This window comes from Sphingobium sp. TomTYG74, from assembly GCF_055393875.1.
The window spans coordinates 2,228,568-2,253,638 of record NZ_AP027341.1 but is presented as its reverse complement, the minus strand read 5'-3'; the positions used below and the strand labels follow the sequence as shown (position 1 = coordinate 2,253,638).

The following is a 25,071-nucleotide window of genomic DNA, read 5'->3' as shown; positions in this document are numbered from 1 at the left end:
GCCTATTTAAGGTAGAAGTCGACCGTCGTGACCACGCGGACCTTCTTATAGGGCGTGTCGCTCGATCCGTCCGCCTCGCCATCGCGCGGATCGATAGAAAAATAGCCTTGGGTGGCGCTCTTAATCCCGCCGACGCTCGCGCCGCTGTCACGCGCGAACTGTTCGGCCGCCGCGCGTGCATCCCGGGTCGCGGCAGCCACCATCGGCGGCTTGACGTCGTTGAGCTTTGTGAAGCTGTAGCGCATGCCGGAACCTTCCTGCAACGTGACGCCCCGGCGGACCAGATCGAACTGCTGCGCGACCGCGCGCTGCGCACGTGCGATGTCGGTCGTGCGCAACAACATGCGCTGCGTGATGGTGATCGTGTTGACGCCATTGTTGATATATTGGTTCACGCCTGCGCCCGTGGGGGTCAGCGCCTCCGGCTTGAAGCCGAGGCTTGCGAAATAGGCCTTCAGCTCTCGCGTATTATTGTCGATCTCGGCTCGCACGGCGGGCAGGTCGAAGCCGGTTGCGGCATAGCTGATCGACCATGTCGCAAGGTCGGCCGTGACATTGCGCTCCGCCAGGCCCCTCACTGTGACTGACCGATCCGCTGCCTTTGCGCGCTTCAGCCCGTCACCCAACAGATAGCCGCCACTGACCAACCCAAGCGCGAGCAACCCAGCACAGCCCAGCAGCACTTTTTCGCGATACTCGATTGCCATTCGCGTCTCCTCTTCCATCGGTGCCTGCGCCGCCCTATCTTGGGATCATTCCTGCCATTGCCGAGATGAACCGTTGCTTGCTGGCGACGAACGGAGCGACCGCTTGACCAAATATCTGCATACGATGATCCGCGTAACTGACGTTGACCGCACGGTCGCCTTTTTCAAGCTGTTGGGGCTTGAGGAGCAGAAACGCTTCGACAATGAAAATGGGCGCTACACGCTCGTCTTTCTCGCCGCGCCGGGGGATGAGGATGCTCAGGTGGAGTTGACCTACAACTGGCCGTCAGAAGATGGCAAGCCGACGGAAAGCTATGGCGAGGGCCGGAATTTCGGCCATCTCGCCTATCGCGTCGATAATATCTACGCGGTGTGCCAGCGGCTGATGGATGCAGGCATCACCATCAACCGCCCCCCGCGCGACGGGCATATGGCCTTTGTCCGCACGCCCGACAATATCTCGATAGAATTGTTGCAGGACGGCTATCTCGATCCGGCTGAACCCTGGGTCTCCATGCCCAACACGGGCGTCTGGTAAGGTCATGTTGAGCGTGGTCCGAATCCCGGTGCTGTCCGATAATTATGTCTGGCTGTTGCACGATGATGCCAGTGGCGAGACCGTGGTGGTCGATCCGGCGGTGGGGGACCCCGTGCTGACGGCGGCGGCCGAGCGGGGCTGGACCATCACCCAGATCTGGAACACGCATTGGCATGGCGATCATGTGGGCGGCAATGCGGCGATAAAGGCGGCGACTGGCTGTCTGATCACCGGGCCGACCGCAGAGGCAGCCAAGATTGGCTCGCTCGACCGCCAAGTGGGGGAAGGGGACAAGGTGCGCATCGGCGAGCATGTCGCCACCGTGATGGAGGTGCCCGCCCATACGGCGGGTCATATCGCCTATCATCTGGCTGACGATCACATCATTTTCGTGGGCGATACGTTGTTCGCCATGGGCTGCGGGCGGCTGTTCGAAGGGACGGCGGATCAGATGTTCGCCAACATGGCCCGCCTCGCGGCGCTGCCGGACGACACGATGGTCTATTGCGCCCACGAATATACGCAGGGCAATGGCCGTTTTGGCCTGACGATCGAGCCGGACAATGAAGCGCTCGCCGACCGCATGGCGCAGGTCGATGCGGCCCGCGCACGCGGCGAAGCCACCGTGCCCACGACTATAGGGCTGGAGCGCGCGACCAATATCTTTATGCGCGCGAGCGATGCGGATGAGCTGGCTCGCCGCCGCAAGGCCAAGGATACCGCCTGACGGTTCGGGCGTTACGCCGCCGTCTCCATTTATGGAGAGATATGCAGGAGGATTGCCATGCGTGCATTGATATGTCTGGCGCCACTGATGCTGGCAGCGTGCGCAGGCGGCAGCGAGCCGCCGCGCCTTACGGAGAAACAAGCGGCCCGGCTTGAGACAGCACTGGACGGCAAAATCGTGGGCGAGCCAGTCAACTGCGTGACCCGCTATCCCGGCGCCAGCCTGACCGCTATCAGCGAAAGCGTGTTGTTGTACCGGGTGAGCGGCCGACTGATCTATCGCAACGACCTGATCGGCGGTTGCACTGGGCTGGGCCGGGGCGACACACTCATCATCAAGCCGACGGGTTCGCAATATTGCCGGGGCGACATCGCGCGGAGCGCTGATCTCGCCATCGGGTCGATCACCGGCGGTTGCGCGCTTGGGTCGTTCACGCCCTATCGCACCCCCGGCCGTTGACCGTCAGCCCTTGTAGAGTGCGTCCAGCCGTTCCTGATAGCGCGCCTTGATGACGTGGCGGCGGATTTTCATCGATGGCGTCATCTCGCCATTTTCGATGGTGAAGGGTTCGTCCGCCAGGATGATGCGCCGGACCCGTTCGGTGACGGACAATTCCTCGTTCACCCGATCGACCGCCGCCCTTAATGCTGCCTGATAGGCGGCGTTGGATGCGGTGTCGTTCGCGTCAAGGCCGTGCGCCCCCGCCCATTCACGCGTCCACTCGGCATCGGGTACCAGCAGCCCGACCAGATGTGGTCGCCGGTCGCCATAGACCATGGCCTGACCGATCTCTGGCTGTAGCGTCAACATGCCCTCGACCTTCTGCGGCGACACATTGTCGCCCTTATCATTGACGATCAGGTCCTTCTTGCGGTCGGTGATGCGAATACGCCCCTTGGCGTCGATCTCGCCAATGTCTCCGGTATGCAGCCAGCCCTCTTTCAGCGCCTTTTCGGTTTCGGCGGCATTGCGCCAATAGCCCTGCATCACCAATTCGCCGCGTACCAATATCTCGCCATCCTCGGCGATCTTGACCTCCACCCCATCAAGCGGCGGGCCGACCGTGTCCATGGCGATGCCCGCGCTCGGTCGGTTGCAGCTGACCACCGGCCCCGCCTCCGTCTGGCCATAGCCCTGCAGCAGCGTCAGCCCCATGGCGTCGAAGAACAGGCCGACATCCGGATTGAGCGGCGCGCCACCCGACACCAGCGCCTTCATCCGCCCGCCAAAGCGCTTGGCGATCTTGGGCTTCAGCGTCCGGTTCAGCAGCAGCTTCATCGGCAGGTCGGCGATCGATATGTTGCCGTTCTGCTCCTTCGCGGCGATCCGCAAAGCTTGCGTCAGCAGCCAGGTGGGGAACTTGCCCTGCTTCTCGATCGACTTGATGATCCGGGCGCGCAGCACCTCGAACAGGCGAGGCACGACGACCATGATCGTCGGGCGCGCTTCCTCTATGTTGCTGGCGAGCTTTTCCAGCCCTTCGGCATAATAGATTTGCCCACCCAGCATGATCGGCAGGAATTGCCCGCCGCTATGCTCATAAGCGTGGCTGAGCGGCAGGAAGGACAGGAACACCTCATCCCCCCAGCCGAAATCCTCCGCCACCAGCCTGCCCGCGCCTTCGATATTGCACAGGATCGCGCCGTGATGCTGCATGACGCCGCGCGGCGCACCACCCGTGCCGCTGGTGTAGATGATGCAGGCCAGGTCATCCCGCCCGGCGGTCTGTTCAGCGGCGCAGGCGTCGGGATCGGCGATGCGGGACGCGACCATGTCGGCCCACAGATGGCAGGACAGATCGCCCTGCGCGCCCCGTAGCGGTTCCATGCCGATGATGAAACTCGCCTGCGATCGCAACACGGCGGGCATCAGCGTCTGTGCGAGCTTAGCCGTCGATACGATCACCGCACGGGCGCCGCTGTCCGTCAGGATATGCTGATGATCGCGGGTGGTGTTGGTGGTGTAGGTCGGCACCGTCACGCATCCCGCCGCCATGATGGCAAGGTCGGCGATGCAGAATTCGGGGCGGTTCTCACTCACCAGCATGACCGGGTCGCCGGGCTTCAGCCCTTGCGCCTTGAGCGCGGCGGCTAGGCCCGCGACCTGCAACGCCACCTCGGTCCAACTGAGCGATTGCCAGCCGCCGACCGTCTTGCGCCACAGGAAGGGAAGGTCGCCCATTTCCTTCGCCCGCGCGAAGAACATGGTCACCAGATTGGGATACTGTTCGATCGCCCGCAAAGCAGCGCAACTCCTTGATTCTAGAGCGCGTCTGATGCGCGCATCCGCTCCTTGCCGACGCTATAGCCGCGCCTTGCCGTAGCGGTCACGCATTTTTCAGTCGAACAGCCCGTCCTGCAACCCGGCGGGCGGATTGAGCCCCAGATGCTTCCAGCCCGGCCCGTTCAGGCAGCGGCCCCGCGCGGTGCGAGCGATCAGGCCAAGCTGGATAAGATAGGGTTCGATCACCTCTTCGATCGTGTCGCGCGGCTCCGACAAGCCTGCCGCCAGCGTCTCCACGCCCACCGGCCCGCCGCGATAGATGTCGGCGATCATCATCAGGTAGCGCCGGTCCATCAGGTCGAGACCCAGCTGATCGACCTCCAGTCGGCTCAGCGCCGCATCCGCCGCCTTGGCGTCCACTGCTTTGACCCCCGCGACATTGGCGAAATCGCGCACCCGCCGCAGCAGCCGTCCGGCGATGCGGGGCGTTCCGCGTGACCGCCGGGCAATCTCGATCGCCCCGTCCGAAGTGATGCCTAGGTCGAGCAACCGCGCCGCGCGCCGCACCACCAGTTCCAGTTCCTCGACCGTGTAGAATTGCAGCCGCACCGGAATGCCGAAGCGGTCGCGCAGCGGCGTCGTCAGCAACCCCTGCCGTGTCGTCGCGCCCACCAGCGTAAAGCGCGGCAGATCAATCCGCACCGACCGGGCCGACGGACCCTCGCCGATCATCAGGTCGAGCGCGCGGTCCTCCATCGCCGGATAAAGTACTTCTTCGACCGCCGGGTTGAGCCTGTGGATCTCATCCACGAACAGGACGTCGCCCTCATCCAGATTGGTGAGCAGCGCCGCCAGATCCCCGGACTTCGCGATCACCGGTCCCGACGTCGCGCGGAAGCCGACGCCCATCTCCTTCGCCACGATCTGCGCCAGCGTCGTCTTGCCGAGGCCCGGCGGGCCAAAGAACAGCACATGGTCCAGCGCGTCGCCACGCTGTTTCGCCGCCTCGATAAAAACCCGCAAATTGCCGCGCGCTGCCTCTTGCCCGATAAACTCGGTCAGGGATTTGGGCCGCAGGGCAGCATCCACATCCTCCGCCCGGCGCGTGGAGGCTATCAACCGTTCCTCGCTCACTTGGCCGCCTTCCGCAGCGCCAGCCGCACCAGCGCATCCAGGGTCGCGCTATCGCCCAACTCTTCCTCCGCAGCAGCGACGGCGCTGCTCGCCTCGGCAGGCTTGAAGCCGAGATTCTGCAGGGCGGAAATCGCATCCGCTCCCAATCCTCCGGCCATGACGGGCGCGATGCCCGCGCCCAGCACGCCGCCAGCGCCCGGCGCCGCGCCGATCTTGTCCTTCAATTCGTTGACGATCCGCAGCGCCAGCTTCGGCCCCACGCCATTGGCGCGCGCCACCATCGCCTTGTCCCCGGTCGCCACCGCGCGATGCAGTTCGGCCGGTTCGAGCGCCGACAATATCGCGAGCGCCACGCGCGATCCCACGCCCTGCACGCCGATCAGCAGGCGGAACCAGTCGCGTTCCTCGCCGCGTGCAAAGCCGACCAGCCGGATCGAATCCTCCGACACCAGCATTTCGGTATGCACCGTCACCGCTTCGCCTACCGGCCCCAGCGCCGACAAGGTGCGCGACGATGCGCCAACGAGATAGCCCACGCCCCCCACATCGATGATCGCATGGTCAGTGCCCGTGCTGTCCAGCCGCCCTTTGAGTTTCGCGATCATGCCCCGCACCCTTTGGTCATGATCTGTTCTTTACAGGCTCCCAAGGATAGCGCCAGTCAAAAGCGCGCCTGCCGTGGCACCAATTCCCGCGCCGGACGTAGTGCAGCCCATCCCTAGTCTATCAGGAACCCATTGATGTCGATGCAAGCGCCCTTGCTCTCACCCCAGGACTTCGCCTGTCCCGCCATCCGCCTGTCCGGTCCCGTCGACCAGTCCATGTATCTGTACTTCAAGGAGGCGCTGGCGGCGGCGCCCTCCGACGGGCTGGTGGTGACAGAAATTTCTACGCTTGGCGGCGACCCGGAAATCGCGCGGATGATGGGGGAGGATATCCGTTTCCATTCGGAACTCAGCGCCGCGCGGCGGCTGGTGTTTCTGGGAAAGACCGCCGTCTATTCGGCGGGCGCGACCTTCATGGGCTTTTTCGCCAAGGAAAACCGCTACCTCACGCGTGGCACGCGGGTGATGATCCATGAACGGCTGATCACCAAGGACATCCACCTTCAAGGCCCGCTGTCCACCTGCATCGCACCGCTAAGGGCCGCCCTGAACGAGATCGAGGCATCGATCGCCATCCAGAATGAAGGCTTTTCCAACCTGATCCTGGGCTCCAGCATCTCGCTCGACGAAGTGCTGAAGCGGGCACCGGAAAACTGGTATCTCGAAGCGAATGACGCCGCGACGCTGGGTCTGGTGGCGGCGGTGCTCTGACGGCCGCTTGCCAGCATCGTCCTTTTGCGGCTTTCTGGGCGGATGAAGCCTTCTTCCGCCCGCTCCCTGGTTTTTCCCTGGCGCTACGGCATGTTCCTGGCGTTGCTGGCGACCACCTTGCCATTCGGCTGGTTGATGCCCTGGCATCAGGCGGTGATGGCCGGGTTCGATTGTGCCTCTCTTGCCTTCATCGCTGTGGCCGCACCGCTTCTGCGAGCCGACCCCGACCGCATGCGTCGCACCGCCCAGGAAAATGATGCCAATCGCCGCCTGATGCTGCTCCTGACCGGCATCGTGTCGCTGGTGGTGCTGGTCGCGGTGGGTGCAGCCGTCAGCCAGCATGGCGGCCCCAATGCAGCCGCCATCGCGCTGTTGCTTGTGACGCTGGCGCTTGCCTGGCTCTTTTCCAACCTCGTCTATGCGATGCATTATGCGCATCTCTTCTATCTGGCCGATCGGCATGGGAAGGATCAGCAGGGCCTCGACTTCCCCGGTACGAAGGAGCCCGGTTACAGCGATTTTCTCTATTTTGCCTTTACCCTCGGCATGACCTTCCAGACGTCCGATGTCAGGGTGACCGGCACATCCATGCGTCAGGTGGTGACCGCGCATTGCCTCGCGGCATTCCTGTTCAACCTTGGCATCCTGGCCTTTACCATCAATGTGCTGGGCGGCGTCTGAGGTAGCTTCACGGCTTGCTTACCATTTCCCGGCATAAGCCGGGCATGTCTTCCGCTACCGATCCTTGTCCGCCCTCTGCCGTCAGCCATGGCGTAGGCTTCGCAGGACTGGCCGGTCTCGCGCTTTGGGCGGTGGTGGCGCGGCATTATGGGATGAACGGCCCCAATGCGGGCTTCGCGGCGGTGATCGCCTGCGGGCTGCCGATGATCTTGTGGTCGCTGCTGGTCGACAAGGTTCATCGCAACCCATCGACCGGTATCGACTGGCAAGCGCCCCCTCGACCGTTGCGTGCCGTCCTCGACGTCAGTCTCGTCAAGATCGCTGGCCTCTGGGCGACATGGCTGGCGATCGCGATCTTCTACTGTTTGGCCCGCTGGTACTGGAGCGGGAATTATCATTATTCCATGAACCTGTTCATGGACGCGGCCCCTTGGCTTGTGCTGTTCTCCGTTCCCTATGTCGTCTGGCTGGACCGGCGATTGGTCGAACCCTGCGACGCCACCCATGCCTTCGGGCAATGGGTCATCGGCGGAGCAGCGGGCGCGCCGGACATGGCGCAGGTCGCCAATCATGCCCGCGCATGGGCGGTCAAAGGCTTTTTCCTAGCCTTCATGCTCTCCATCGTGCCGGGCAATTTCGCCAGCGTGGTGGACTGGCGGTTGGATCATGCCTTCGCCAATCCGGTGAACCTTGCCGCCTTCCTGATCGCGGTCATGTTCATGATCGACGTCTGCATGGCAACGGTTGGCTATCTGCTGACGATGAAACCGCTCGATTCCCACATACGATCGGCTAATCCGTTGCTGACCGGTTGGGTGGCGGCGCTGATCTGCTACCCGCCCTTCGTGCTGATGGGGTCAGGGGGACCGCTCGACTATCATGCAGGCGGCGCGGAATGGGACGTCTGGACGCAGGGGCATACGACCTTGCAATGGATTTTAGGCGGTTGGCTCGTCCTGCTCACCGCCATCTATGCCTGGGCGACGGTGGTGTTCGGCATCCGCTTTTCCAACCTCACCCATCGCGGCATCCTGACCCATGGGCCTTATCGCTGGACCCGCCATCCGGCTTATTTGTCGAAGAATCTCTTCTGGTGGTTTTCGGCGCTGCCCTTCCTCACGGTATCGGGAAGCCTCACTGACATGGTGCGCAACTGCGCGATGCTGGCGGCGACCAACGCCGTCTATTATTGGCGCGCCCGGACGGAAGAAGCGCATCTTTCCACGGATCCCGCCTATCGCGCCTATAGCGAATGGATGGAGCGCAATGCGCTCGTTCCCCGCTTCTTCGCCTGGGCCATGGGTAGCCGACGCAAGGGTCAAACAGCCCTGACGCCAGCGGAATAGTTCAGAAGCTTTCCTCATCATAGACGCGGGAAAGGTCGCCCGCCCATTCGCCATGATAACGGTCGAGCAGTTCTTCGGCATGCGTCCGCCCAGCCGCCACGATCTCGTCCAGCGGTGCCAGATAGGCGGTTTCATTGTCGCCGATATCGTTCAACCGTGCCCGCGCTCTGAGCCCGCTACGGCTGATGTCCAGCACCTGCGCCGCGATGTCGCGCAGCTTGCGCCCGCCCGGTAACGGAGCATCCAGCGCCAGCTTCGGTGCCGCATCGCGTAGCGTCTGCCGGTCCTCCATGGTCCAGTCCTTTACCAGATCCCAGGCCGCATCGAGCGCGTCCTGATCATAGAGCAGGCCAACCCAGAAAGCGGGCAGGGCGGTGATGCGATCCGCTCGTCCGCCATCGGCCCCGCGCATTTCAAGGAAGCTCTTCAACCGCACTTCCGGGAAGGCGGTGGACAGATGATCCTCCCAATCCTTCTCGGTCGGCTTCTCACCGGGCAGAATGGAAAGCTTGCCGTCCAAGAAGTCGCGGAAACTCAGCCCCGCCGCATCGATATAGCGACCGTCGCGATAGACGAAGTACATCGGCACATCGAGCGCATAGTCGGCGTATCGCTCATAGCCAAAGCCGTCCTCGAACACAAAGGGCAGCATGCCCGTGCGGTGCGGGTCGGTGTCCGACCAGATATGGCTGCGATAGGACAGGAAGCCGTTGGGCTTGCCTTCGGTGAAGGGCGAATTGGCGAACAGCGCGGTTGCGAGAGGTTGCAGGGCGAGGCCAACGCGGAACTTCTGCACCATGTCCGCCTCGCTGCCATAGTCGAGGTTCGTCTGGATGGTGCAGGTCCGCAGCATCATGTCGAGGCCCATCGTCCCCACGCGGGGCATGTGCCGCAGCATGATGTCATAGCGCCCCTTGGGCATCACGGGCAGTTCGTCGCGTGTCTTGTCGGGCCACATGCCCAGGCTCAGGAACCCCAGGCCCAGCATGTCGCCAACATATTTGACCTGTTCCAGATGCCGCTGCGTCTCCGCGCAGGTCTGGTGAAGATTTTCCAGCGGCGCACCGGACAGTTCCAGCTGACCCGCCGGTTCCAGGCTCACCGTTCCATCGGCGCCGGACAGGGCGATGATGTTGTCACCCTCGAACACCGGGCTCCAGCCATAGCGCGTCAGGCCGATCAGCAGCGTGTGGATGCCGCCCTGCTCGCTGTAGGACGGCGCATGATGATCCGCCCTGGAATAGACGAACTTCTCATGCTCGGTGCCGATACGCCAGCGATCCTTGGGCTTTGCGCCCTTGGAAAAGGCCACGATCAGCTGGTCGCGGCTTTCGATGACGGGATCGATGCCCCCTGAGTCGGTTCTCGTGCTCATGCCCCGCCTTAGCCTGTCCCCCTTGCGCGTCAATTGACAGCGCGCGGGGGACAAATAGGTTGCGTCCACCGGGGCTGCAATCCCATTTCGGATTGCAACTGGAACAGCAATCCTATCGCCAGTCGCCGTTCAGCGTCATCCACGCCGACGTCGCGGCGATCGCCGCCGTCTCCGCGCGCAGGATGCGAGGGCCAAGGGACACGGGCACGGCCTTTGCCACGGCACGGATCGCCTCCCGCTCTGCCGGGTCGAAGCCGCCCTCCGGCCCGATCAGGAACGCCGCTGGCCCCTGATGCGCGCGCAGCGTCTCGTGCAGCGGCTCGCCGCCGCTTTCATCGGCAAAAAACAGCCAGCGATCCTCCGGCCAGTCGCGCAGCAACGCGTCCAGCTTCACCATGCCGCTGAGGTCAGGCAGCGCGGTGCGGCCGCATTGTTCGGCCGCCTCGACCAGATGCGCATGAAGCCGGTCGAGGTTGAGCTTGTCCACCACCGCGCGCCGCGTCAGTACCGGTTGCAGCTTCGCAACGCCCAGTTCGCACGCTTTTTCCGCGATCAGGTCGATGCGGCCTTTCTTGATCGGCGCGCAGCATAGCCAGAGATCGGGCACCTCCTCCGGTGCCTTGGTCTGGCTGACGCATTCCAGCACCAGATCGCGCTTGCGTATGTCCCGCACCCGCGCGGCCCATTCGCCGGACCTGCCGTCGAACAGCAGGACGATGTCGTCCGGCTTCACCCGCATGACGCTGATCAGATAATGGGCCGGGTTGCCATCGACCGGCACGGCCACGCCGTCGCCTAACTGCGTCTCGACATGCAGGCGCGGCGCGCTCTGCGGCGGCCATGCAGGGGTTGCGGTCATATTCCAATGCTCCGTTCGGGCTGAGCCCTTCGACAGGCTCAGGACAGGCTTGTTGAAGCCCTTTACTTCTCTAAAGAGGAAGAACGGCCCTTCGACAAGCGAGCGTGACGTTGAGTGACACCATAGTCCCAGACAGCGAGGCCCGCGGCCTGCTCGCCCGCCTGCCCGCGACGCCCCGCGCGCTCGCGCTACTGGCTCGGCTCGATCGTCCGATCGGCTGGTGGCTGCTCTTCTGGCCGGGGGCCTGGGCCGTGGTTCTGGCGGGCGGGGCAGGGGAGCGCTGGCCGCTGATCCTCTGGCTGTTGCTCGGCAGCATCGCCATGCGCGGCGCGGGCTGCGTGTTCAACGACATCGTCGATCGCGATCTCGATCGGAAAGTCGCTCGCACCGCAGCCCGCCCGCTCGCCAGTGGCGCGGTTGGACTGAAGACAGCATGGGCGTGGCTCATCCTTCTCTGTCTCGTCGGGCTGCTGGTCCTGCTGCAACTGCGCCCTTATGCACAGCTCGTCTCGCTCGGCAGTCTCGCGTTGGTCGCTGCCTATCCCTTCATGAAGCGGATCACCGGCTGGCCGCAGCTTTGGCTTGGCCTTGTTTTTTCCTGGGCAGCGCTGGTCGGCTGGAGCGAGGTCGCAGGGGCGCTTACCTTGCCCGGGCTGTTGCTTTACGCAGGCACCATCTGCTGGGTCGTGGGTTATGACACCATCTATGCGTTGCAGGACCGGGAGGATGATGCGTTGATCGGTATCGGGTCGAGCGCCTTGTCGATGGGCCGCTATGTGCGCGGCGGCGTAATGCTCTGCTACCTGCTCGCGCTTTCCCTTTGGGCGGCGGCCCTTTGGCAGGTGCGGCCGCAATGGCTTGTTCTCGCTGCCTTGCTGCCGATGGCGGTTCATCTTTTCTGGCAGGTAGGAACGCTCAAGGAGGATGGAGCCGATCCCCTCACCAAGTTCCGCTCCAACCGTTTCGCGGGGTTCCTGATGTTCCTTGGCTGCCTCGTCGTGGGGAGTGCATGAACATGCCGCAAGAGGGTGAGGATTGCTGGCGCATCGCCCGCGCCGCCAAGGCCAGCGTGATTATTGATGCGGAAGCCTATTTCCGCCACGCCCGCGCCGCCATGCTGAAGGCGAAACGCCGGATCATGCTCATCGGTTGGGATTTCGACGCCGCGATCAGCCTGATCCGCGAGGACGAAGCCAAGGATGAAGCGCCCGTCATCATCGGTGAGTTCATTAGCTGGCTCGTCGCGGAGAAGCCGGAGCTGGAAATCTTCCTGTTGCGCTGGGACGTTGGCGCGATGAAGTCGATGGTGCAGCCCGCCAACCTCTTTACCACCGTCAAATGGATGGCGCACAAGCGCATACAGGTGAAGCTGGACAGCCATCATCCCCCTGGGGCTTCGCACCATCAGAAGATCGTCGTGATCGATGATTGTTTTGCCTTTTGCGGCGGCATCGACATGACCAGCGACCGGTGGGACACACGCCATCATCGCGACGAGGACCCCGGCCGTCACCACCCGGACGGTTCCGCCTATGGGCCTTGGCATGATGCGACCACCGCCTTGCAGGGCGATGTCGCGATGGTGTTGGGGGATCATGCCCGCGCCCGTTGGAAGGGGACCGGCGGCGGCGATCTGGAACCGATCTTCGGCGAACATGATTGCTGGCCCGACGCACTGCCGGTGCAGTTCGAAAATGTCGATATCGCCATTTCCCGTTCCGCGCCGGAAATGGAAGATCAGCAGCCACTTCAGGAAATTGAGAAGCTCTATCTGAACCAGATCGCGTCTGCGAAGCGATCCATCTACGCCGAAAGCCAGTACTTCGCATCCCGCCGCATCGCCGAGGCGATCGCCGCGCGGCTGGGTGATCCCGATGGGCCGGAAATCGTCATCATCAATCCGGAACAAGCCGATGGCTGGTTGGAACAGCAGGCCATGGACACTGCCCGCGCTCGCTTGGTCGAAGCCCTGCGCGCCCGTGACGCCTATGGCAAGCTGCGCATCTACCATCCTTTCACGGTGCGTGGTGAGCCGATCTACGTCCATGCCAAGATCTTGATCGTCGATGACCGGACCTTGCGCGTGGGCTCGTCCAATATGAACAACCGCTCGATGCGGCTCGATACCGAATGTGATGTCACGATCGACGGGACCCTTCCCGCCAATGCCGGGCATGAAGCGACCGTGCTCGGCATTCGTGATGACCTGATCGCCGAACATCTGGATCTGCCCGTCGAACGGGTATCCGCCGTCATTGCAGAGCGCGGGCTGATTGCCGGGATCGAGGAACTGCGTGACAAGCTTGGCCGAACCCTGCGCCCTTATGTGACGCCCAACCTCAACGATGTGCAGGCCTGGCTGGCCGAAAATGAGGTGCTCGATCCGGAAGGGCCTGAAGAGATGTTCGAACCGGTCACCGACCGCAGCCTGTTCCGTCGCATGCGCAAGCCGCGCTGAAGCCTCGCCGCTTTTCTATTCCGCCGCTAGCAGCGCTTCCGCGCCGCCCAGATTGACGGAAACGAGGCGGCTCACTCCGCGCTCCACCATCGTCACGCCGAACAGCCGGTGCATGCGCGCCATGGTCACCGCGTTATGGCTGACGATCAGGTAGCGCGTGTCGGTCTGCCCGACCATGACATCGAGCAGGTCGCAGAAACGCTCGACGTTGGCATCGTCCAATGGTGCATCGACCTCATCCAACACGCAGATCGGCGCCGGATTGGTCAGGAACAGGCCGAAGATCAGAGCGACGGCCGTCAGCGCCTGCTCTCCGCCAGATAACAGCGTCAGCGCAGCGAGCTTCTTGCCAGGTGGCTGCGCCATGATTTCCAGCCCCGCCTCCAGCGGATCGTCGCTGTCGATGAGTTCCAGATGCGCCTGTCCGCCATTGAACAGCGTCGTGAACAGCCGCCGGAAATGCCCATCGACCGCCTCGAACGCCGCCAGCAGCCGCTGCCGACCTTCGCGATTGAGACTGCCGATTGACCCGCGCAGCCGGTTGATCGCCTGGGCAAGTTCCTCGCTCTCGGCCCGGCTCGCCGCCTGCGTTGCCTCCAGCTCCTCCAATTCCTGTGCAGCCACCAGATTGACCGGCCCGATCCGCTCGCGTTCGGCGGAAAGGCGGTCATGTTCACCTTGTTCGGTCTGCGCGATCCGGATGTCGGCACTGGCAAAGCCCAGCTTCTCGGGCAGCACCGGCGGCGGACATTCAAAGCGTTCGCCCGAAAGACGGTTGGTTTCCACCCGCTTCTCTTCCGCTGCCTCCGCTCGCGCGGCAGCAGTCGCCCGCCGTTCGCGCGCCTGAGCCAGCGCTTCACCCGTCTGCGCGGCCCGTTCCTCGGCAACCCGCAGCGCCGCTTCGGCCTCGCTCTCCGCCCGCCGCGCCGCTTCCGCCGCGTCCGCCAGCCCCGCGCCCTGCTCAGACAAGGCGGCGATCGCCGTCGCCAGCCTGTCGGGCTGCTGTGCCAGCCCATCGCGCTCGGATGCAATCGCCTCGCCGCGCTCTACCATGGCGGCGATCCGCTTCGCCGCCTCGCCTGCCCGTGCGCGCCAGCCCTTGGCTTCCGCGTCAGCCGCAGCCATGCGTTCACGATCGCTCGCCAAAGCCCGGTCGGCCAGGGCCTGATCCGCCTGCAACTGGCTGACAGTCATGCGCGCCTTCTCGCTCGCTTGCGAAAGCGATGCCACCAGCGTCCGCGTCCCGGCCCCGTCCGGCACCGCCGCGCGCGCAGCGTCCATCTTGTCATATTCGGCCCGGGCTGCGCCCAGATCAGCGCGCGCTTCGGCCAGTCGCTCCTCGACTGCTTCCCGCCGCCCGGACAGCCGTTCCAGCGCCGTAGCCGCTTCATCGGCAGCACGAAGCGCCGCGCGCAACCCCTGGTCGGCCGCGCCAAGCTGCGTCCGCGCAGCCCCCAGCGCCTCGGCCGCCGCCCGTTCTTCACCAGCAGCGCTATCCTGCGCCGCGCGTGCCGCCTCGACCTCAGCATCCGCCGCCGGTCGCGCCGCAGCAATCGCCTCCAGCCGATTGAGCCGGATCAGCCGCTCGGCCGCCGCCGCGCCGCCCTCGGCCGCGACATAGCCGTCCCAGCGCCGCAGCTGACCATCCTTGGTCACCAGCCGCTGTCCCACCGCCAGCGCCTGTCCATCATCCGTCTCGGCGACCGCGACCTGCGCCAACCGCCGCGCCAGTTCCGCAGGCGCGCGCACATGATCTGCCAGGGAAGCGCATCCAGCGGGCAGGGCCGGATCGCTCTCCAGCGCCGCCGCCCCAGTCCAACGCCGCGTGCCCTGCGCGCCGACCGGCGCCTCCAGGTCATCGCCCAGCGCGGCGGCCAGCGCCCGCTCAAAGCCCGGTGCGGCCTTCAACTGATCCAGCGCCCGTTCGCGCCCGCTTCCGCTCTCGATCGCTCGCTTGAGCGCCGCCGCCTCGCTATCCAGCGCCGCCAGTCCCGCCCGTGCGGATGATAGCGCCGCTTCGGCCGCCGCGCGCGCCTCGGCCGCCGCCTGCCGCGCCGTTTCAGCTTGCCCGATCGCCGCCTCGGCCGCATCGCGATCCGATCCAGCCGTTGCCTGTGCCGCCAGCGCCTCGCTTCGCTTCGCCTCTAGCGGCGCCGCATCGGGCAGGGCGCCCGTTTCCGCCTCCAGGCGCGCCGCCTCGCGCTCCGCCCGCTCCAGACGGCTGCGCGCCGCCGCCAACGCCGCCTCGGCTACGCGCAGTTCGGCCTGCTCGCCCGCCTGTCGCGCCATCGCCTTGGCGAGGTCCAACTCGGCATCGCGCGCAGCATCCTCCGCCCGCGCGATCCGCCCGGCGAAATCGGGCCGCATCGTCTCGGTGTCGGCGATCCGTCTCTTCAATACGGAAATCTCGGCCGTAAGCCGGGCAATCGCCTCGGCCGCATCGTTGGCCAGCGTCCCCTCGCGCGCCCGGTCCTCTTCCAGCCGCTCGGCCTGCTGCGCCAGATCATGCAGCCGCCGCACCACCCCATCGCGCTCAGTCCTGAGCGCCGCGAGCCGATGCCCCGCCTCGTTCGCCTCGTCTCGCGCCGCCTGTGACGCCACCCGCCGCCGGGCGAGCGCATCCACTGCCGCATTGGCATGAACCGCCGCCGCCGCCTGAGCCTCCTGCGCGGCGGTGACGGCGCTTTCGGCCTCCACCGCCTCCTTCCGCGCGGCATCCGCGCTCGCCGCAGCTTCGCGCCAACGGGCGAAGATCACGCGTCCTTCGGCGACCCTGATCTGCTCGGACAGCTTGATATAGCGCTCGGCCGCCTTGGCCTGCCGCCGCAGGCTGCTGGCCCGCGCTTCCATGTCGGTCAGTATCTCGTCCAGCCGCACCAGATTGGCCTCGGCTGCGCGCAGCTTCTGCTCGGCATCCTTGCGCCGGACATGCAGCCCGGAAATGCCTGCCGCTTCCTCCAGCATCGCGCGCCGTTCCTGCGGCCGCGCGGCGATGACCGCGGCGATCCGCCCCTGGCTCACCAGTGCCGGGCTGTGCGGCCCCGTCGCGGCGTCGGCGAAGACCAGCGCGACATCCTTCGCCCGCACGTCGCGGCCATTGGCCCTGTAGGCGCTGCCCGCCCCGCGCTCGATGCGGCGAGTAACTTCCAGTTCGCCGTCCGCGCCCACTTCGACCGCGTTGAACAGCTCACCCTGTTCCTGCACCGTTTGCAGCGACACTTCGGCAAAGTCCCGTTGCGGCCGGGTGGATGTGCCCGCGAAGATCACATCTTCCATGCCGCCGCCGCGCATCGACTTGGCGCTGGATTCGCCCATCACCCAGCGGATCGCTTCCAGCAGGTTGGACTTGCCGCAGCCATTTGGCCCGACAATCCCGGTCAGGCCGGGTTCGATGCGCAGCTCCGTCGGATCGACGAAGCTTTTGAAACCGGAAAGCTTGAGGCGCTTTATCTGCATGGCCACCCGCCGGGCCAATTGCCGGGGCAGCGTGATGCTGCCCCGCCTTCAGCGGGCAAACTCATCGCAAATGTCTGCCCCCCTTGAGCCAATCAGATACCCGCTTCCTTGAGCTTGGGCTGCAATGTCGCCCAGGTTGCGACATTGTCGATCTTCACATCATTCAGGATGAAGGTCGGCGTGCCCTCAATCTTATATTGATTGTTTGCCGCCTCGACGCCCTTGGCCAGCTTTTCGGCGGCGGCGGTATCGGCCAGGCACTGCTTAGCCTTATCCTCGGCAATCCCACGCTGCTTGGCGAAATCGACCAATCCGACAGCCTCGGCCAAATTACCGAAACGCTGCGCAGGCGGCGCGCTCATCAGTTGCTGATATTTGGCGTCGCCCAAGGCCTGCGCCTTTTCGAACATCGCATTCTGATTGGCGAAGAACTGATCGCTCAGCGGATAGAAAACATCCTTGCCGCCGCAGCGGGCCAGCAGGGATGTCGAGATATCGATCGGGTCGCGCACGAAATTGCGCAGCTCGTAGCTCATCTTGCCGCTATCGACGATCTTCCGGATTTCCTCCGATGCTTCGGCCGCAAAATCGCGGCAATGGCTGCAGGTGTAGCTCGCATATTCGATCAACTTCACCTTCGCCTGGGGATTGCCCATGACGAAATTGCCATCGGTGGTCTGGGTGACCGTGTTTGACCAGCTCGTGCCTGCGGGCGCGGCGACGGGGGCGATTGGTTCGGCGGACGTCGTGCTGGTGGCGTCCTTGTCTCCGCAGGCGGAAACGGTCATCGACAGGGCGATAAGGGCAAGTCCGGTAATGGCTTTCACTGCGTGCAGGCTCCGTTGCTCGGGCGTCAGGATCAAGGGTTTAGTTTACTGTGCGGCGGCGGGCAATGCATCGCGCAAGCTGGTCCAGCTTGACCCGCCAACCAGCCTGCCGTTGATGGTGAAGGCAGGCGTGCCGCCAATCTTCACCTTGTTCCACGCCTCGTCGGTCATCGCCAATATCTGCTTCATCGCCGCTGGATTGGCGATGCAGGCGTCAAGCTGAGCAGGCGTGAAGCCGCGTTTGCCCATCAATGTGTAAAGGCCCGTATTACGCCCGATGTCGCGCAACAAGGCGATCTGCTCGGATGGCTTGGCCGCGCCACGGTCATAGGCCTGCAACTGTTCCATCCAGGCGTCCTGATTGGCAAACAGCGCCTCATGATTGCCAAAGAAGCGTTTAGGCCCGCCGCATCGCGCCAGCAGCGCCGCCGTCAGGTCATATTTGTCCCGCACCGCATTGCGCGCTTCCACGCTGACCTTTCCGCCCTTCACATAGTCGGCTTTCAGCGGCGCGCTCGCCTCACCCACGAAATGGGCGCAGTGCGAGCAGGTATAGCTCACATATTCGACCAGCTTCGTCGGAGCGGCCGGATTGCCCATCACATGTCCCCCAATGGGCGACAGCGCGACCCGTGTCGTCCAGTTGATGGCGGGCGCGGCGATCAGCGCGCCGGGGAGGGTGATCAATGCGAGGAGGCCAAGGATTAGCAAGCGCGATTTCGTCATGCGTTCTTCCAATGAAGGGCCGCCCCTGTACGGCAATTGAATGATTCAGCTGATTTTCGGCAAACCATTGGAATTGACAAGCCCCTGCGCGAGAGACTCCAGAACGGCGCGCAATTCGGGGTCGCCAATGTCGCGCAGCGAATCGCCAAGTTCCACCGGCACCGGCCTTAAATTACGCGGCGGCGGGCGTCGTTCGGGCGTGGAACCGCGCACCTCCCCCTGCTTCATTGCGACCTTCGCCACGGCGGCATAGCCAAAGAAGCGGTTCACCCGATCGATGATGTCGGGCAGCACATGCTGGATCATCGGCGCATGACCGCTCATCACCGTCAGTTGCAGCGTCCCGCCTGCCTTCTTCCCCACCGGAAAGCGGATCGATTCGGGGGCGGAAATCTCCGCATAATGCTGCCCCACAATCTCGGCCCAGCGCGTGACGATGCTCGACTGGACAAAGCCGAACTTGCGGAAAGCGGCAGCGCCGATCTGCGGCATCAGATCGGCAATCTGGCGCGGGCCGCCGACGCGAGGTCGCTCGGCCGCTGCCTGGGCACGGCTTTTCAATTTGGGTGTCGCGGGCCGTTCCGTCATGCTCCGCTTAATGGCATAGGGCGGCCATGGACGTCGAGCGGAACCTCATGAAAATCGCAGCGGATCTGCTCGGACATTATGATGTCCATGCCCGTCGCCTGCCCTGGCGAGCGCCACCGGGTGCCAATGCGGCAGACCCCTATCGCGTCTGGCTGTCCGAAGTCATGCTCCAGCAGACGACGGTCGCCGCCGTCGGCCCCTATTTCGCGAAGTTCACCGATCGCTGGCCGACCGTGGAGGCGCTTGCCGGGGCGGAGGATGCCGACGTCATGGCTGCATGGGCGGGCCTTGGCTATTATGCCCGCGCCCGCAACCTGCTCGCCTGCGCCCGCGCAGTGACGGACCGGCATGGCGGCACTTTCCCCGACAATGAAGACGGCCTGCGCGCCCTGCCCGGCGTCGGTGCCTATACCGCCGCCGCCGTCGCCGCCATCGCCTTCGGCCGCCGCGCGGTGGTGGTGGATGCCAATGTGGAGCGCGTCGTCGCGCGCCTGTTCGCCATCGACACGCCGCTGCCCGCTGCCCGTCCCGCCATCCGCGCCGCTGCGGACAGCATCACCCCCGATGCCCGCGCTGGCGATTTCGCGCAGGCGATGATGGACCTTGGCGCGACCATCTGCACATCTCGCAACCCCCTCTGCGGCATCTGCCCACTGCGGCAGGATTGCGCGGCCTTTCGCACGGCCGATCCCGCCGCCTTCCCGGTCAAGGCCGCGAAGAAGGCGAAGCCGCACCGTCTCGGCCATAGCTGGTGGATCGAGCGGGCGGACGGTCATGTCTGGTTGATCCGCCGCCCGGCCAAGGGCCTGCTCGGCGGCATGCGCGCGCTTCCCTCTTCGGACTGGAGCGCTGCTCCTGACGCGACGCCGCCGCTCGCGGCGTCTTGGGAAACGCTATCGGAACCCGTTGCCCATGTGTTCACCCATTTCTCACTGGCCCTGACCGTTCATGTCGCTCAAGTGGCAAAGGAAAGCCTGCCTGTCGAAGACGGCGAATGGTGGCCGCTCTCTCGAATAGACGAGGCGGGTCTGCCCACCCTGTTCCGCCGCGCGGCGCAAGCGGCGATGAAAGGAGAATGAAGCCTATGTCCCTTGACCAGCTCGGTTACGCAGGCGGTCGTCTGGACCGCGCCGATCAAATCCGCGCCAACCCTGGCCTTGCGGCGCAGGCGTTCGCCAATCCCGATGCCCGCTGCATTGTCCTCGACGGGCTCGATCCGGTCACGCAGGACGGTCATCTGCGGATGGAGCCGCTGGCTTCCGACGCTCGAGCCGAAGATTACCTCCTCCTTGGCCTCGACGAAGCGCAACGCCCGGTGTTCGTCCACCTCGCCGAGGAAAAGGGCGACAATTTCGTCCCCAGCGCCCGCAGCCGCTCCATCGTCACCGAAGTACCCGCCGACGAAGTCGCCCTCTACGGCGCAGCGCGCAGCCTCGTCCACTGGCACGGCCGCCATCCCTTCTGCTCTGTCTGTGGATCGCGTACCCGTCCGGAAAAGGCGGGCTGGGCGCGCCGCTGCGGCGCCTGCGATGCGGAACATTTTCCCCGCGTCGATCCGGTCGTCATCATGCTCGCTGAGCATGACGGGCGGGTGCTGGTCGGTCGGCAGCATAGCTGGCCGCAGGGCTTCTATTCCGCGCTTGCCGGTTTCGTGGAGCCGGGGGAAACCATCGAGGAAGCTGTCGTGCGCGAAATCAAGGAGGAGGCAGGCGTCACCGTCCACTCCGTCCGCTATGTGATGAGCCAGCCGTGGCCCTTCCCATCATCGCTCATGATCGCCTGTGTCGCCCAAGCCGACGACGATGCGCTGACGCTGGACGAGACCGAGATTCAGCATGCATTCTGGTGCGACGCAACCGGAGTCCGCGCCGCATTGGCAGGGGATTCAGACGCGCCTTTCACCTCGCCTCCGCCAATGGCTGTCGCTTACCATCTCCTCAAATATTGGGCCGATGCGCAGGTTGCTCAGCCGGGTCCAAGCGCGTAAGGCCCATGACCTGACGCCTCACCCTTCAGCAGGAATGCCCCGCACCCATGCTCAGCCTCGAAGAAGCCCAGTCCCGCGCGCAGGATCTGGTGACGGCGGCACGCAGGGCCGGGGCTGACGCGGCCGACGCCATCTACGCCTGCAATGCCTCGACCACGGTCGCGGTGCGCCTTGGCGCGCTGGAGGATATGGAGCGATCGGAGGGCGAAGAAATCGGCCTGCGTGTCTTCGTCGGCCAGCGCTCCGCCAGCATCGCCGCGTCGGACATGAATCCCGCGACCTTGAGCACATTGGTCGATCGTTCCATCGCCATGGCGCGGGAGGCGCCGGAAGATCCCTATGCGGGCCTCGCGCCTGAAGACAGGCTGCTGCGTGGCGCCTTGCCCGCACTGGACCTTGCCGATCCGAGCGAGCCCGAACCCGCGAAACTGCGCGAGCGCGCCCTCGCTGTCGAGGAAGCCGCCCGCGCCGTCAGCGGCGTCACCAATAGCGAAGGGGGCGGCGCATCCAACGGCCGCAGCCAGGTCGCGCTCGCCACCAGCCACGGCTTTGCCGGTGCCTATGCGGGCACCAGCCATTCGACCTGGGCCAGCGTCCTTGCGGGCACCGGCGCGGACATGCAGCGGGACCATGCCAGCCACAGCGTCCGCCATCTGGTTGATCTGGATGATGCCGCGACGATCGGCGCCCGCGCGGGGGAGCGCGCCGTCGCCCGCCTCAACCCCGCCAAACTCGAAAGCGGCGTCCTTCCCATCCTGTTCGACCCGCGCATTGGCTCCAGCCTGCTCGGCCATCTGATCGGCGGCATCGTCGGCCCCGCCATCGCCCGTCGGTCGAGCTTCCTGCTCGATTCCCTCGGGGAGAAGCTGTTCGACAGCGCCATCACCATCATCGACGATCCGCTCCGCCTGCGCGGAATGCGCTCGCGCCCCTTCGACGGTGAGGGACTGCCGGTCGCCCGTCGTGCCCTGATTGATGCAGGCGTGCTGACCGGCTGGCTGATGGAAAGCGCCTCCGCCCGCCAGCTTGGCCTCCAACCCACCGGCCATGCCAGCCGGGGCGGCAGCGGTGCGCCCGGCGCAGGCGTCACCAATGTGCATATGGAACCGGGCGACATCTCTCCCGCCGCCCTGATGGCGGACATCAAGCGCGGCCTCTATGTCACCGAACTAATCGGCATGGGCGTGAACGGGGTCACTGGCGATTATAGCCGTGGCGCTGCGGGCTTCCTGATCGAGGATGGCGTGATCACCCGTCCGGTCTCGGAAATCACGATCGCCAGCCATCTTAAAGACATGTTCCGCGCCCTCGTCCCCGCGAACGACCTTGTATTCCGCTACGGCATGAACGTGCCCACTATCCGCATCGACGGGATGACCGTTGCCGGGGGCTGAAATCGATCTGCGCGCGCTTGTCGGCGCGGTATCGGACGCGGCCGACCGGGCGCTCACCCTCTGGGCGGGCGGCCAGACGCAGGTGCGCCAGTGGGAGAAAGTCCCTGGCCATCCTGTGTGCGAGGCGGACCTCGAAATTGACGAGATGCTCCGCCAGAGCCTCAGCATCATCGACCCCACCGCTGGATGGCTGTCCGAAGAAACCGCCGACACCGTCCATCGCCTCGACCTTGCCCGCGTATGGGTGGTCGATCCCATCGACGGCACCCGCGACTATCTGCGCGGTCGTCCGGGCTGGTCCGTGTCGGTTGCGCTGGTCGAACATGGCGCGGTGCGCATCGGCATCCTCGCCGCGCCCGCCCGCAACGAATTGTGGATCGCGCGGGCTGGGGAGGGCGCCACCCGCAACGGCCGCATCCTTTCCGCAGGGTCCCGCATGATCCTGCCCGGCGCTCGCGTCCCCGCCGACCAACTTCCCCGCTACGACCGCGACCTCGTTACTGTCCACAAGCCCAACAGCATAGCCCTGCGCATGGCTATGGTCGCCGCCGATGAGGCCGACCTTGTCGCCACTGTCCGCTGGGGCAATGAATGGGATGTCGCCGCCGCCGCGCTGATCGCGCAGGAAGCGGGGGCAACCGTCACCGACGCGCTCGGCGTCCCCCTGTCCTTTAACCGCCCGGATCCCACCGCCTTCGGCCTCCTCTGCACAGCCCCCGGCATCCATGAAGCCGCAACCCAGCGCCTAGCCCCCCGTGCCCGCGAACTGCTAGGGCAAGGCTGAAAGAGCGCGTTACGTGGTCCGATCGCCTCTCGTTTTTTCCTGAGCCGAAGCTAACACCGGCGCTCGCTACGCCCTAAAGCTTGCCGTATTTCGCTTCGAACCCGGCAGTATCGCCAGCCGCCAGATATTTCGCCTGATCAACCCATTGGTCTCGCACCGGCCGACCCTTGAAACTACCAAGCTTCGTATCGATCGCCGCAATGTCGGCGTCGCTCCAACTGGCGATCTGCGCATAGCGGGTCACGCCCAGTTCGATCAGCAACTGGTTGAGCTTGGGGCCGACCCCCTTCAACGTCAGCAGATTGTCATGCGCATCCGACGCTGGCGCTACTGCCGGAGCAGCCGCAACCGGCGACGCAGGCGCAATTACAGGCTGAGGCTCAGCCGCGATCGTCGTGGGCGGAACGATCGCCGGCTCTGCGGCGGCGGGCGCTACCGGCGGCTCTTGCCGTTCCACCACCGGGGCACGCTCGGCCGGGGCGTTGTCGACGGGCGTCTTGCGCCCCGACAGCAGGAACACGACGCCGATCAGGACCAGCAAGCCGATCAGCAGCCACAGGCCAAAGTCCATGAAAAATTCCTGCATCACGCTCCCTCTTGTTTTCAGGCCCTTATCTAAGGGCGCTGGCGCACAATCGGCAAGAGCCCGTATTGAACGGTCTCAGCGCCCCTCGCGCTCCACTTCGCGCCAGCCAATGTCGCGACGGCAAAATCCGGTCGGAAAGTCGATGGCATCCACCGCCCGATAGGCTGCTGCCTGCGCCTCGCCCACGCTGCCGCCGCTCGCCGTGACGTTCAGGACCCGCCCGCCATTGGCGACCAGCACGCCATCCTTGTCCGCCGTTCCTGCATGGAAAACCCGCGCGCCGCCCGCTTCGGACGCGTCTATGCCGCCGATCGCGCCGCCCTTTTCCGGCGTGCCCGGATAGCCATTCGCCGCCATCACCACCGTCAAAGCAGTGCGATCCGCCAACGTAACCGGCCCCTGTTCCGCCAGCCGTTCCTGCGCCACCGCCAGCAACAGTTCGACCAGATCGCCGTCGAAGCGCATCATCAGCACCTGGCATTCCGGGTCGCCGAAACGCGCATTATATTCGATCAGCTTAGGCCCCTCATCGGTCAGCATCAGCCCCGCATAAAGCACGCCCGAATAAGGCGTCCCCTCTGCGGCCAACGTTTCAACGGTGGGCCGGATGATCTTCTCGATCACTTCGGCTTCCAGCTCGGACGTCAGCACCCGTGCCGGGCTATAAGCCCCCATGCCGCCGGTATTGGGTCCGGTATCGCCGTCGCCCACCCGCTTATGGTCCTGCGCGGAGCCGAAGGGCAGGATGGCGCTGCCGTCGGTGAGTGCGAAGAAGCTCGCCTCCTCGCCCGTCATAAATTCTTCCAAGACTACTTCCGCGCCAGCCGCGCCGAACGCGCCGGAGAACATGTCCTCGATCGCTTCGACAGCCTGATCGCGCGTCTCCGCAATAATCACGCCCTTGCCCGCCGCCAGGCCATCGGCCTTGATCACCACCGGCAGGCCGAAATCGCCAAGCGCCGCGATCGCGCCATCCTTGCTGTGGGTGCGCTCATAGGCGGCAGTCGGAATGTTCGCGCGCTTGCACAGATCCTTGGTGAAGCCCTTGGACCCTTCCAGCTGCGCCGCCTTCTTGCCCGGCCCGAACACCGGATAGCCCTTGACCCGCAGATTGTCGGCCAGCCCATCGACCAGCGGCGCTTCCGGTCCGATCACCACCAGCCCGATCGCATGGCGCAGGCAGAAATCGACCACCGCGCGATGATCCGTGGCATCCAGGTCGACCAACGTCGCATGCTGGGCTATGCCGGGGTTGCCGGGCGCTGCATAAAGGGTCGTGAGGCTGGGCGATTGCGCCAGCTTCCAGGCCAAAGCATGTTCGCGGCCGCCGCTGCCCAACAGAAGGATGTTCATTTCGCC

Annotated in this window: 24 protein-coding genes; 12 read left to right on the top strand and 12 right to left on the bottom strand. The window is 64.9% G+C overall.

Translation table 11 applies throughout. The features are described from left to right. Positions 1-2 precede the first annotated feature (2 nt). The gene (locus ACZ5TB_RS11390) at positions 3-707 is read right to left on the bottom strand and encodes an SIMPL domain-containing protein (protein WP_464791316.1); all 705 of its coding nucleotides are present in this window, start codon (positions 705-707) and stop codon (positions 3-5) included. 103 nt (positions 708-810) lie between these two features. Here ACZ5TB_RS11390 and ACZ5TB_RS11385 point away from each other — a divergent pair, with 103 nt between their 5' ends. Genes ACZ5TB_RS11385 through ACZ5TB_RS11375 form a run of 3 tightly spaced genes read left to right on the top strand, consistent with a single transcriptional unit; the run spans position 811 to position 2,431 of the window. Continuing rightward, entirely contained in the window at positions 811-1,245 is a 435-nt protein-coding gene (locus ACZ5TB_RS11385; RefSeq protein ID WP_464791315.1) for a VOC family protein, read from the top strand. 4 nt (positions 1,246-1,249) lie between these two features. After that, positions 1,250-1,972, top strand: coding sequence for a hydroxyacylglutathione hydrolase (gene gloB, locus ACZ5TB_RS11380; RefSeq protein WP_464791314.1), 723 nt, complete (start codon positions 1,250-1,252; stop codon positions 1,970-1,972). A gap of 57 nt (positions 1,973-2,029) precedes the next feature. After that, positions 2,030-2,431 (top strand): hypothetical protein, encoded by a 402-nt coding sequence (locus ACZ5TB_RS11375; RefSeq protein WP_464791313.1) that lies wholly within the window; start codon positions 2,030-2,032, stop codon positions 2,429-2,431. Positions 2,432-2,434: 3 nt separating this feature from the next. Here the strand turns inward: ACZ5TB_RS11375 and ACZ5TB_RS11370 are convergent, their stop codons facing one another. The 3 genes from ACZ5TB_RS11370 to ruvA form a co-directional block, all read right to left on the bottom strand. After that, on the bottom strand, positions 2,435-4,177 hold the full coding sequence (locus ACZ5TB_RS11370; protein WP_464792542.1) for an AMP-dependent synthetase/ligase: 1,743 nt from the start codon (positions 4,175-4,177) through the stop codon (positions 2,435-2,437). A 132-nt stretch (positions 4,178-4,309) separates the two neighbouring features. Further along, entirely contained in the window at positions 4,310-5,329 is a 1,020-nt protein-coding gene (gene ruvB, locus ACZ5TB_RS11365; RefSeq protein ID WP_464791312.1) for a Holliday junction branch migration DNA helicase RuvB, read from the bottom strand. Then, a complete protein-coding gene (gene ruvA, locus ACZ5TB_RS11360) occupies positions 5,326-5,934 on the bottom strand; it encodes a Holliday junction branch migration protein RuvA (protein ID WP_464778572.1) in 609 nt (202 codons plus the stop codon). The genes ruvB and ruvA overlap by 4 nt, the downstream gene beginning before the upstream one ends. 135 nt (positions 5,935-6,069) lie before the next feature. Between ruvA and ACZ5TB_RS11355 the strand changes: the two genes are divergently transcribed. The 3 genes from ACZ5TB_RS11355 to ACZ5TB_RS11345 are packed head-to-tail and all read left to right on the top strand — an operon-like array spanning position 6,070 to position 8,672. Beyond that, positions 6,070-6,645 carry a peptidase S14 gene (locus ACZ5TB_RS11355; RefSeq protein WP_464791311.1) on the top strand — a complete coding sequence of 192 codons (576 nt, stop codon included), beginning with the start codon at positions 6,070-6,072 and terminating at the stop codon, positions 6,643-6,645. 42 nt (positions 6,646-6,687) lie between these two features. Beyond that, a complete protein-coding gene (locus ACZ5TB_RS11350; protein ID WP_464791310.1) occupies positions 6,688-7,326 on the top strand; it encodes a DUF1345 domain-containing protein in 639 nt (212 codons plus the stop codon). A gap of 44 nt (positions 7,327-7,370) precedes the next feature. Further along, the gene (locus ACZ5TB_RS11345; RefSeq protein WP_464791309.1) at positions 7,371-8,672 is read left to right on the top strand and encodes a methyltransferase family protein; all 1,302 of its coding nucleotides are present in this window, start codon (positions 7,371-7,373) and stop codon (positions 8,670-8,672) included. Position 8,673: 1 nt separating this feature from the next. On the opposite strand, the gene ACZ5TB_RS11340 is transcribed toward ACZ5TB_RS11345, so the two are convergent. Both ACZ5TB_RS11340 and ACZ5TB_RS11335 read right to left on the bottom strand, forming a co-directional pair. Next, positions 8,674-10,047 carry a glutamate--cysteine ligase gene (locus tag ACZ5TB_RS11340; RefSeq protein ID WP_464791308.1) on the bottom strand — a complete coding sequence of 458 codons (1,374 nt, stop codon included), beginning with the start codon at positions 10,045-10,047 and terminating at the stop codon, positions 8,674-8,676. A 112-nt stretch (positions 10,048-10,159) separates the two neighbouring features. Then, positions 10,160-10,906 carry a 16S rRNA (uracil(1498)-N(3))-methyltransferase gene (locus ACZ5TB_RS11335; protein ID WP_464791307.1) on the bottom strand — a complete coding sequence of 249 codons (747 nt, stop codon included), beginning with the start codon at positions 10,904-10,906 and terminating at the stop codon, positions 10,160-10,162. Between the two features lie 110 nt (positions 10,907-11,016). Here ACZ5TB_RS11335 and ubiA point away from each other — a divergent pair, with 110 nt between their 5' ends. Both ubiA and ACZ5TB_RS11325 read left to right on the top strand, forming a co-directional pair. Then, positions 11,017-11,919: a 4-hydroxybenzoate octaprenyltransferase gene (gene ubiA, locus ACZ5TB_RS11330; protein WP_464791306.1), complete on the top strand. Its 903-nt coding sequence runs from the start codon at positions 11,017-11,019 to the stop codon at positions 11,917-11,919. Next, positions 11,916-13,364, top strand: a complete 1,449-nt coding sequence (locus ACZ5TB_RS11325; protein ID WP_464791305.1) for a phospholipase D-like domain-containing protein — start codon at positions 11,916-11,918, stop codon at positions 13,362-13,364. The genes ubiA and ACZ5TB_RS11325 overlap by 4 nt, the downstream gene beginning before the upstream one ends. A 15-nt stretch (positions 13,365-13,379) precedes the next feature. Here ACZ5TB_RS11325 and smc read toward each other — a convergent pair whose 3' ends face one another. The 4 genes from smc to ACZ5TB_RS11305 form a co-directional block, all read right to left on the bottom strand. Beyond that, complete coding sequence (gene smc, locus ACZ5TB_RS11320) at positions 13,380-16,820, bottom strand: chromosome segregation protein SMC (RefSeq protein ID WP_464792541.1); 3,441 nt, start codon at positions 16,818-16,820, stop codon at positions 13,380-13,382. 92 nt (positions 16,821-16,912) lie between these two features. After that, entirely contained in the window at positions 16,913-17,647 is a 735-nt protein-coding gene (locus tag ACZ5TB_RS11315) for a thioredoxin domain-containing protein (protein ID WP_464791304.1), read from the bottom strand. 45 nt (positions 17,648-17,692) lie between these two features. Beyond that, the gene (locus ACZ5TB_RS11310) at positions 17,693-18,373 is read right to left on the bottom strand and encodes a thioredoxin domain-containing protein (RefSeq protein ID WP_464791303.1); all 681 of its coding nucleotides are present in this window, start codon (positions 18,371-18,373) and stop codon (positions 17,693-17,695) included. Between the two features lie 45 nt (positions 18,374-18,418). Beyond that, positions 18,419-18,961: a DUF721 domain-containing protein gene (locus ACZ5TB_RS11305; RefSeq protein WP_196224990.1), complete on the bottom strand. Its 543-nt coding sequence runs from the start codon at positions 18,959-18,961 to the stop codon at positions 18,419-18,421. A gap of 26 nt (positions 18,962-18,987) precedes the next feature. Between ACZ5TB_RS11305 and mutY the strand changes: the two genes are divergently transcribed. From mutY to ACZ5TB_RS11285, 4 genes are read left to right on the top strand one after another with little or no spacing between them, the layout of a single operon-like run. Next, positions 18,988-20,040 (top strand): A/G-specific adenine glycosylase, encoded by a 1,053-nt coding sequence (mutY, locus tag ACZ5TB_RS11300; protein WP_464791302.1) that lies wholly within the window; start codon positions 18,988-18,990, stop codon positions 20,038-20,040. A 5-nt stretch (positions 20,041-20,045) separates the two neighbouring features. Further along, positions 20,046-20,948: an NAD(+) diphosphatase gene (nudC, locus tag ACZ5TB_RS11295; protein ID WP_464791301.1), complete on the top strand. Its 903-nt coding sequence runs from the start codon at positions 20,046-20,048 to the stop codon at positions 20,946-20,948. A gap of 47 nt (positions 20,949-20,995) precedes the next feature. Next, entirely contained in the window at positions 20,996-22,342 is a 1,347-nt protein-coding gene (locus tag ACZ5TB_RS11290; protein ID WP_464791300.1) for a TldD/PmbA family protein, read from the top strand. Continuing rightward, positions 22,329-23,126, top strand: a complete 798-nt coding sequence (locus tag ACZ5TB_RS11285) for an inositol monophosphatase family protein (protein ID WP_464791299.1) — start codon at positions 22,329-22,331, stop codon at positions 23,124-23,126. The genes ACZ5TB_RS11290 and ACZ5TB_RS11285 overlap by 14 nt, the downstream gene beginning before the upstream one ends. Before the next feature lie 73 nt (positions 23,127-23,199). Here the strand turns inward: ACZ5TB_RS11285 and ACZ5TB_RS11280 are convergent, their stop codons facing one another. Together ACZ5TB_RS11280 and purD are read right to left on the bottom strand one after the other, a co-directional pair. Next, on the bottom strand, positions 23,200-23,712 hold the full coding sequence (locus ACZ5TB_RS11280; protein WP_464791298.1) for a hypothetical protein: 513 nt from the start codon (positions 23,710-23,712) through the stop codon (positions 23,200-23,202). Positions 23,713-23,787: 75 nt separating this feature from the next. After that, positions 23,788-25,065 carry a phosphoribosylamine--glycine ligase gene (gene purD / locus ACZ5TB_RS11275; protein WP_464791297.1) on the bottom strand — a complete coding sequence of 426 codons (1,278 nt, stop codon included), beginning with the start codon at positions 25,063-25,065 and terminating at the stop codon, positions 23,788-23,790. Positions 25,066-25,071 lie beyond the last annotated feature (6 nt).